Below are 8,941 nucleotides of genomic sequence, written 5' to 3'. Positions count from 1 at the left end.
CCATGAAGCCGAGAACAATGCCGATAATGTGGAGGACAATCTGCACCCCGACGATCCACGGCTTGTTCATGAAGGGGAAGGAAGCCAAGAGCAGCACCATGAAGACGATCACCACGCCATAGTTGAACGGGGTCCACAGGGTGCCGTCATAAAGCTTGTACAGCATCGGCAATGCGAGGACCAGGGTGAGCAGCTCCAACGTCAGGGAGCTGGCCACTACCATGCCGCCGAACTGCTTGAGGGGATCCTTGGCCGGTGCCTGGCCCAAGCCCAGCGGGCCGATCTCGTCCTCGGGGACGGGTTTACGGGAGCTCATGCGGGTTCCTTTCCAAAGAGTGCGCGGGCGTCACCGGCAGTGACGACCGAACCAGTAATCACGATGCCGGAACCTGATTGCACGTCGGCGTCCTCCGCCAATTCGACAGCCTGGGTGTAGGCGCTGGGCAGGTCAGGCTCAACATACACGCGCTCCTCGCCGAAGATATCGCGGGCCAGCTCCGCGAGTTCATAGGCATCGCGGGCGCGCGGGGAGGTGTTCTGCGTAATCACGACTTCCGTGAGAACCGCCTCCAGGGCGGTGAGGATGCCGGCAGCGTCCTTGTCCGTGAAGATGGACACCACGCCGATGAGGCGCGCGAAATCGAAGTCGCGGTCGAGGGCTGCAGCCAAAGCCTTGGCGCCGTGCGGGTTGTGGCAGGCGTCAAGGAAAGTCGTGGGGCTGGTGCGCACGCGCTCCAGACGGCCGGGGGAAATGGCCTTGGCAAAGCCGGTGCGCACCGAAGCAATGTCTAGCTGATTGCCTGCCGACGCCCCGAAGAAAGCCTCCACCGCAGCCAAGGCCACGGCCGCGTTCTTGGCTTGGTGCTCGCCGTGCAGCGGCAGGAAGATGTCTTCGTACATCCCGCCCAGGCCCTGGATGGTCAGCTGCTGGCCGCCCACTGCGATGCGCGATTCCAGCGCGGCGAATTCGGAGCCTGCTCGGGCTACGCCGGCGCCGACGTCTACCGTGCGCTGCAGGATAACGCGCATCGCCTCGGGGTCTTGTTCAGCAACGACGGCGATGTTTTCGCCCGGGGCGATGACATCGTCGGCGTCATGTTCGCGAGCCTTGATGATGCCGGCCTTTTCACCGGCGATCTCCGTGATGGTGTCACCGAGGTAGTCCGTGTGGTCGAGGCCTACCGGCATGACCACGGCCACCTCAGCATTGACCACGTTGGTGGCATCCCACGTGCCGCCGAGGCCAACCTCGACGACAGCGACGTCGATGGGTGCATCGGCGAAGGCTGCGTAGGAGATAGCAACAAGCACCTCGAAGGTGGACATGGGAATGTCGGAGCGGGAATCTACCATCTCCACATAAGGCTTGATTTCACGCCAGATGCGCACGAAGTCGCGCGGGTGGATGGGGTGGCCGTCGATGCCGATGCGCTCGGTGACCAACTGCAGGTGCGGGCTGGTCACTAGCCCGACGCGGCGGTGGAAGGCACGCAGCAGCGAATCGATCATGCGGGCGGTCGAAGACTTACCGTTGGTACCAGCGACGTGGATGACGTGGAAGGAACGCTCCGGGTTGCCCAAGAGATCCATGAGCATCTCGATGCGCTCGAGGCTCGGCTCGATAATGGTCTCCGGGGCACGTGCGTTGAGCTCCGCGGTGACCTCGGCCAGCTCCGCGAGTTCTTCCGGCGTGGCCTGCTCCGGGGCGGCCTCCTCGTAATTCTCCTCGCCGCCGAGGTTGAGGGTCAGGCCGGAGTCGGTGATTTCCACCGGCCCACCATCGGTGCCCTCCGCGAGGGCATCGACGACCTCAAATTCCTCGCGGTCCTTCTCCTCCGCCACTACTTGAGTCCCTCCAGACGTGCGGTGATGCGCTCGACCTCCTCCTGGGCCACCTGCTGGCGCACGCGGATCTTCTCCACGACTGCCTCCGGCGCCTTCGACAGGAAGGCCTCGTTGCCCAGCTTCTTGCCGGTCTGGTCCAGTTCCTTCTGGGCCTTGGCCAGGTCCTTTTCTAGGCGCTTGCGCTCAGCGGCGACGTCGACGGCACCGGAGGTATCCAGAGCGACCTCGACGGTGGCCTGGGACAGGCGCACCTCGATGGAAGCGGAGGCGGTGAAGTCCTCGCCCGGCTCCGTAGTATTGGCCAGGTTGCGGATGAGCCCCTCCTGCTCCTGCAGGTCAGCCGCGGCGAAGTCGAGGCGGCCCGGGACCTTCTGGGAAGGCTTCACCCCCTGATCGGAGCGGAAGCGACGCAGCTCGGTGATGAGCTTGTCGGCGTCCTGAATGCGGCGGGCAGCCACCTCATCCTTCTCCGCGCCACCGTTGGTGTGCTCCTGGGTAGGCCACTGCGCGGTGACGATGGTCTCCCCACCAGTCAGAGCCTTCCACAGGACCTCGGTGACGAAAGGCATGGTCGGGTGCAGCAAGCGCAGAACCAGGTCAAGCACGCGGCCCAGAACGATCTGAGTCGTGCGTCCGGTTGCCTGCTCCTCGGCGCTCGCCGCATCGAAGTCGCGCGGGATCTGGGTCTTGGCAATCTCCAGGTACCAGTCACACAGCTCATCCCACACGAAGTGGTAGAGCAGCTCGTTGGCCTTGGCAAACTGGTAGTCGTCCAGGTAGGCGTCGACCTTGGCGCGGACCTCCTCGGAGCGGTCGAGGATCCAGCGGTCGGCGTCGGTCAGCGCGTCGCGTGCCGGCAACTCCGCAACACCCGCGCCGTTCATGAGCGCGAACTTGGTGGCGTTGAAGAGCTTGGTGGCGAAGTTGCGGCCGGCAGCGGCGGCGTCGACAGCCAGCGGCAGGTCCACGCCCGGGTTGGCACCGCGGGCCAGGGTGAAACGCAGTGCGTCCGCACCATAGTCGCGCACCCAATCCATCGGGTCGATGCCGTTGCCCAGGGACTTCGACATCTTGCGGCCCTGCTCATCGCGCACCAGGCCGTGGAGGTAGATATCGGTGAACGGTACCTGCGGGCGGCCATCCTTGCCCGCACCGAGCAACTCCGGAGTGTGGGCGCCGGCGAAGGTGCCGAACATCATCATGCGGGCGACCCAGAAGAAGAGGATGTCATAGGCGGTAACGAGCACGTTCGTGGGGAAGAACTTCTCCAGATCGGCGGTCTTCTCCGGCCAGCCCATCGTGGAGAAAGGCCACAGCGCAGAGGAGAACCAGGTATCCAGAACGTCCGGGTCCTGGACGTAGCCTTCCGGCGCTTCCTCGTCGGGGCCGAGGCAGATGATGTCTCGTTCCACTTCGCCAGACGCACTTGTGCGTTCTGGCCCGTACCAAATGGGGATGCGGTGGCCCCACCACAGCTGGCGGGAGATGCACCAGTCGTGCATGTCATCGACCCACTCGAAGTAGCGCGGCTCCAGGGACTTCGGGTGGATGGTGGTATCGCCTTCGCGGACGGCATCGCCGGACATCTTCGCCATCTTCTCCACGGCCACGAACCACTGCAGGCTCAGGCGCGGCTCAATCGGCTCGCCGGAGCGCTCCGAGTGGCCCACGGAGTGGACGTAGGGGCGGATTTCCTTGACGATGCGCCCCTGTTCGCGCAGCGCCTCGCGGATCTCCACGCGGGCCTCTTCGCGGGTCAGGCCGTCAAACTTCGTGCCGGTGTTCGCGATGTGTCCGGTGGTGTCCATGATGGTGGGCATGTCCAGGTCATGGCGCAGGCCCATGGCATAGTCATTCGGATCGTGTGCCGGGGTGATCTTCACGGCACCGGTACCGAATTCCATGTCCACGTAGTCATCGGCGATGATCTTCAGACTCAAGTCATCGCGGAAGGGGTGCGGCAGCTCCTGGCCCACCAGGTGGGCGTAGCGCTCGTCCTCGGGGTGGACGGCAATGGCGACGTCGCCCAGCATCGTTTCCACACGGGTGGTGGCCACGATGAGGTGCGGTTCATCGTCGTTCAGCGAGCCATAGCGGATGGAGACAAGCTCGCCCTCGACGTCCTTGTAGACGACTTCGATGTCGGAGACGGCGGTCTCCAGCACCGGGGACCAGTTGACCAGGCGGTTGGCCTGATAGATCAGGTCCTCGTCGTAGAGGGTCTTGAAGATGGTCTGGACGGCGCGGGAGAGGCCATCATCTAGCGTGAAGCGCTCGCGGGACCAGTCCACCGAGTCACCGATGGCGCGCATCTGGTTTTGGATGGTGCCGCCGAACTCTTCCTTCCATTCCCAGACCTTGTTGATGAATTCTTCGCGCTCATAGTCCCAGCGCTTCTTTCCCTCCTGCTCACGCAGGCGGGCCTCCACCTTGGTCTGGGTAGCAATTCCGGCGTGGTCAGCGCCCGGCAACCACAAAGTTGCGTAGCCCTGCATGCGCTTGCGGCGGATGATGGAATCGATCAGAGTGTGGTCCAGGGCGTGGCCCATGTGCAGCTGGCCGGTGACGTTCGGCGGCGGCAGCACGATGGAATAGGGCTCCGCCTCCGAGGACGCATCCGGGGTGAAGTAACCAGCGCTCACCCAGCCTTCGTAGAGGTCTTTCTCTACGGCCTGCGGCTCCCAGGACTTGGGAAGCTGGTCCGCGCGGTTGGTGCCAACGAGTTGCTCTTTATTCTGATCAGTCACCTGGCCAACTCTACCCTGTGCGTCAACTGGCACTAACGCCCTGTCTAGAGTAAGGGCATGTCTCACAATCCTGGCCACCGCGCCCGCCTCCGCACCCGCCATTTCGCCCGCGCCAAAGAAAACTCTCAGGCCTTCCCGTGCCTGACGAGCTATGACTGCATGACCGCCGAAATCTTCGATGAAGCCGGGGTCGATCTCCTGCTCGTCGGCGATTCCCTGGCCAACGTGGTGTTGGGCCGCGAAACCACGCTTTCGCTCACCCTGGATGAGATGATTCCGCTGGCCCGCGCGGTGGTTGCATCAACCTCCCGTGCCTTCGTGGTGGTGGATTTACCATTCGGCTCCTATGAAGCCGGCCCCGCCCAGGCGCTCGAGACCGCGGTGCGCGTCATGAAGGAAACCGGCGCGCAGGCCGTGAAGCTCGAGGGCGGTGCGGAGCGCGCACCGATTGTTGCCGCGCTTGTCGCCGCCGGCATCCCGGTCTGCGCCCACATCGGTTTCACACCCCAGCAGGTCCATGCCTTGGGAGGCTTCGTGGTCCAAGGTCGCGGTGCCGGTGCGGAGAAGCTTCACGACGACGCCCGCGCCCTCGCCGAGGCCGGCGCCTTCGCCGTGGTGCTGGAGATGGTCCCGGCCGCGTTGGCTGGGGAGGTGACCAAGGAGCTGCCCATCCCCACCATCGGCATCGGCGCCGGTGCACAGACCGATGGCCAGATTCTGGTGTGGACCGATGCCTTCGGCCTGGGCGGGCCCAAGGCCCCGCGCTTCGTGCGCCGCTACGCAGACCTGCGCGGTGCGCTACTGGAAGGTGCGAAGGAATACGTAGCGGATGTGGACGAGCGCTCCTTCCCCAACGCCGAGGAATCCTTCGAGGACTAGGGTTTTAAGCCATGCAGATCCTGAAAACTAAATCTGAACTCCGTGCCTTCCGCGCCGCAGTCTCCGGCACCGTGGGCTTGGTGCCCACGATGGGCGCGCTTCACGACGGCCACTCTTCCCTCATCCGCCGTGCCCGCGAAGAGAACGACACCGTGGTGTGCTCGGTCTTCGTCAACCCCCTCCAATTCACCGACCTGGGCGACTGCGAAGACTACCGCGCTTACCCGCGCGATCTGGATGCGGATGCCGCGCTGCTGGACTCGCTGGGTGTTGATGCCGTCTTCGCCCCCGGCGTGGAGGAGATGTACCCGGGTGACACCCCGCGGGTGTGGGTGCGCACGGGTGAAATGGGCTCGGTCTTGGAAGGAGCCTCGCGCCCCGGCCACTTTGACGGCGTGGCCACCGTGGTGAGCAAGCTGTTCAACCTCGTTTCACCGGACCGCGCCTACTTTGGGCAGAAGGATGCCCAGCAGGTGGCCATTATCCGGCGCTTGGTGGCGGACCTCGACCTGCCGCTGGAGATCATCAGCGCGCCCATCGTGCGCGCAGCGGACGGCGTGGCCGAGTCCAGCCGCAACGCTCGCCTGAGCCCTGCCGAGCGAGAGCAAGCCGTGGCGCTGTCCCAGGCGCTCTTCGCTCTGCACGACGGTGCTTCCCTCGAGGAGGCTGAAGCCCAGCTCGCCTCCTCCCCCGGCGTCATGGTGGATTACCTCACCGTGGTGGACCCGGCCACGCTCGAGCCCATTGATGCGCAACACCGGCCCGGCCTGGCGCTGGTTGCGGCGCAGGTGGGGCCGGTGCGGCTCATCGATAACTTGGTGCTTGAGGCCTAACCCTTGAGCAGGTGGGCTACAGCCTCGCGCTCCTCACGCAGCTCCTGAACCGAGGCCTCGATGCGTTCCTTCTGGAAATCGTTGAGCTCGAGACCCTGAACGATTTCCCACTTGCCGTCGCGGGCGACGGTGGGGAAACCTGCGACGAGGCCCTCGTCCACGCCATAGGAGCCATCCGAGACGACGGCTGCGGTGCGCCAATCCTCGGTGCCGTGGATCCAGTCGTGCATGTGGTCCACTGCGGCAGACGCTGCGGAAGCGGCTGAGGACTTACCGCGCACGGCGATGATCTCGGCGCCGCGCTTAGCCACCTTCGGAATCATTTCTTCCTTGTACCAGGTCTCATCAACCTCGGCGTTGGAGAAGGTCAGGTCCGGGAACTGGGATGCAGAGTGGTTGCCCCAGACGGCAACCTTGGTCAGCTCCGCGGTGGGCATGCCCGTCTTGAGGGAGACCTGGCTCTGGGTGCGGTTGTGGTCCAGGCGCATGAGCGCGGTGAACTGGCTCGGGTCCAGGTCCGGTGCACTGTTGGCAGCGATATAAGCGTTAGTGTTGGCCGGGTTACCCACGACGAGGACGCGGACGTCGCGCGCGGCGACGTCGTTCAGCGCCTTGCCCTGCACGGTAAAGATGGCACCGTTAGCCTCCAGCAGGTCTGCGCGCTCCATGCCCTTGGTGCGCGGGCGGGAGCCCACGAGGAAAGCGGCCTTGGTGTCCTTGAAGGCCACATTCGGATCATCGGTCACGGTGATGCCGCGTACCAGCGGGAATGCGGAATCATGAAGCTCCATCGCCACGCCCTCAGCTGCGCCAATGGCGTCCGGGATTTCCAGCAAAGCCAGCTCCACCGGGGTGTCCTTGCCATAGACATCGCCCGCAGCGATGCGCCACAGCAGAGAGTAAGCGATATTTCCGGCGGCGCCGGTCACGGTAATCTTGACGGGTTGGGAAGCAGTCATGTGTGAATCCTTTCGGCTCGGTACTCACCTTCCCAGCCTAGTCCCGTTTTTCGCCCCCATGGGGTGTAATTTTACCCCCGAAAGATGCGAGTTCTTTGTACTTGAGCTCCATGACCGTCTTTTTTCGGCATAGTGGACAACTGTACGCATATTCATCGACTAGACGGGACTTTCCATGAGCACTGAGACTGCATCGGTCGACTCCGGCTCTGTTGAGCGCGTGATCGATGTTGCGATTGCAGAGTTTGCTGAGCACGGCTATGCCGAGACCAAGCTCGAATCCGTGTCGAAGCTGTCTGGGATGTCCAAGCGCATGATCCACTACTACTTCGGGGACAAGAAGGGCCTCTACCAGCAAGCCTTGGCGGCGGCGGCGCGGCGCCTCAACCCGCCGGAGGGCAGCCTGGAGATCAACTCCGCCGTTCCGGTCGAGGGCGTGCGCACCTTGGTGGATTGGTTGTTCCGCCAGCATGTGGATAACCCTGAAGCCATTCGGATGCTGACGATGGAATCCTCCCACAGTGTGCTGGAGTCCTCGCAGGCGCTTGTCGACGTTTCCGAGATCTCCCTCCACCTAGACCGGCTGCTTATGCTGGGCCAAGATTCCGGCGCGTTCCGCCCAGGCATTTCCGCCAACGACATCTTCACGTTGATTTCTGCGCTCACGATGTACCGGGTGACGAATCACGCGATGATGAGCAACCTGCTCGACATCGACATGCATACCCACAACAACACCGAAGGCCTACACCGCATGGCCGTCGATGCCGTGCTGGCCTTCCTCACAGCGAATATCCCCGACATCGGTTTTGAGTCCTACCTCGCTCAGAACGAAACTGAGCTTGACGCCGAGTCAGCACCCTTGGATGTCTACTCCACCGAGGATGAGGGCGACGTGCCCACGGGTCTCTACGAATAGCTCATCACCCCCATATGGCGCCAGCGGCCCATAGTCCCCGCCCTACCCGCTCAGCATGCACGCAAAGACCCATCCCGGCGCCGTTTTGGTGTGGAGATGGGTCCTGGCCCCCGGAAAGTAGACACGTCGGGGGTCAGACCCGTGACCCGCTGAACTCGTCGTGGCCAACCTCACCTCACTACGCACTCTGAAACCGGAAGAGCCGCTTAATGGCCACCAGTGTGTGTTAACCTTGACGAGCTCACTGAAAAGATTGTGGGCTTCGTCGACGCAATCAAACACGTCCGTGCCGTTTCGCAGCCAGCAGTCAAGCCGCCGGGATCTCTTTGAAGAACACGAACAGCATCTGCTTACGGATCTGCCGACAACCCCGTGGCAACACACCGAATGGAAACGGGCAAAAGTGGCCCCGGATTTCCACATCACGGTTGCAACAGTGGGCTACTCCGTTCCGCGCCAGCTTGTTGGCCGCACTGTCGATGTGCGTATCACCGGCCAGCTGTTGACCCTCTTTGACCGGGCAACCGTGTCAACCCACCGGGTTTCGCTTAAGCGTGGGGCCTATGTCACTGGCTACGAGCACATTCCATCTGGAATGGACTCCAATCGTGGACTGTGGACAAGCGACTACTTATATCGCGAAGCCAGCAAAGTTGGTCCGGTAACACGCAAAGTCATCGGAAGAAGTGAGTGTCTGATGCAGCGGCTGAATGAAGAAGTGGTTGCATTGGGCCTGGCCCCCGGAAAGTAGACACGTCG

General features: G+C 63.3%; 8 protein-coding genes. 4 read left to right on the top strand and 4 right to left on the bottom strand.

Going from position 1 to position 8,941, the window contains the following annotated elements; translation table 11 throughout:
• The 3 genes from HMPREF2565_RS09270 to HMPREF2565_RS09260 all read right to left on the bottom strand — a co-directional run.
• Nucleotides 1-316: DUF4233 domain-containing protein (locus tag HMPREF2565_RS09270; RefSeq protein WP_071407212.1), on the bottom strand; the 316-nt coding region annotated here is incomplete at its 3' end.
• A complete protein-coding gene (locus HMPREF2565_RS09265) occupies nt 313-1,842 on the bottom strand; it encodes a bifunctional tetrahydrofolate synthase/dihydrofolate synthase (protein WP_071407211.1) in 1,530 nt (509 codons plus the stop codon). The genes HMPREF2565_RS09265 and HMPREF2565_RS09270, both read right to left, overlap by 4 nt.
• Nucleotides 1,842-4,592 (bottom strand): valine--tRNA ligase, encoded by a 2,751-nt coding sequence (locus HMPREF2565_RS09260; protein ID WP_071407210.1) that lies wholly within the window; start codon nt 4,590-4,592, stop codon nt 1,842-1,844. Before HMPREF2565_RS09260 ends, HMPREF2565_RS09265 begins: the two co-directional genes overlap by 1 nt.
• 57 nt (nt 4,593-4,649) lie before the next feature.
• Here HMPREF2565_RS09260 and panB point away from each other — a divergent pair, with 57 nt between their 5' ends.
• Nucleotides 4,650-5,471 carry a 3-methyl-2-oxobutanoate hydroxymethyltransferase gene (gene panB / locus HMPREF2565_RS09255; RefSeq protein ID WP_071407209.1) on the top strand — a complete coding sequence of 274 codons (822 nt, stop codon included), beginning with the start codon at nt 4,650-4,652 and terminating at the stop codon, nt 5,469-5,471.
• Between the two features lie 11 nt (nt 5,472-5,482).
• On the top strand, nt 5,483-6,304 hold the full coding sequence (gene panC, locus HMPREF2565_RS09250; RefSeq protein ID WP_071407208.1) for a pantoate--beta-alanine ligase: 822 nt from the start codon (nt 5,483-5,485) through the stop codon (nt 6,302-6,304).
• Here the strand turns inward: panC and HMPREF2565_RS09245 are convergent.
• Nucleotides 6,301-7,263, bottom strand: coding sequence for a malate dehydrogenase (locus tag HMPREF2565_RS09245; RefSeq protein ID WP_070517916.1), 963 nt, complete (start codon nt 7,261-7,263; stop codon nt 6,301-6,303). The two genes, panC and HMPREF2565_RS09245, sit on opposite strands and share 4 nt — an antisense overlap.
• 175 nt (nt 7,264-7,438) lie before the next feature.
• Here HMPREF2565_RS09245 and HMPREF2565_RS09240 point away from each other — a divergent pair, with 175 nt between their 5' ends.
• Together HMPREF2565_RS09240 and HMPREF2565_RS13500 are read left to right on the top strand one after the other, a co-directional pair.
• Nucleotides 7,439-8,182 (top strand): TetR/AcrR family transcriptional regulator, encoded by a 744-nt coding sequence (locus HMPREF2565_RS09240; RefSeq protein ID WP_070509935.1) that lies wholly within the window; start codon nt 7,439-7,441, stop codon nt 8,180-8,182.
• A 160-nt stretch (nt 8,183-8,342) separates the two neighbouring features.
• Nucleotides 8,343-8,933, top strand: coding sequence for a Mu transposase domain-containing protein (locus tag HMPREF2565_RS13500; RefSeq protein WP_246819135.1), 591 nt, complete (start codon nt 8,343-8,345; stop codon nt 8,931-8,933).
• Nucleotides 8,934-8,941 lie beyond the last annotated feature (8 nt).

Origin of the sequence: Corynebacterium sp. HMSC072A04 (assembly GCF_001809235.1) — a bacterium.
GTDB classification, from domain to species: Bacteria; Actinomycetota; Actinomycetes; order Mycobacteriales; family Mycobacteriaceae; genus Corynebacterium; species Corynebacterium hiratae.
The sequence above is the reverse complement of the archived record's forward strand: the minus strand, read 5'-3'. Positions and strand labels throughout refer to the sequence as shown.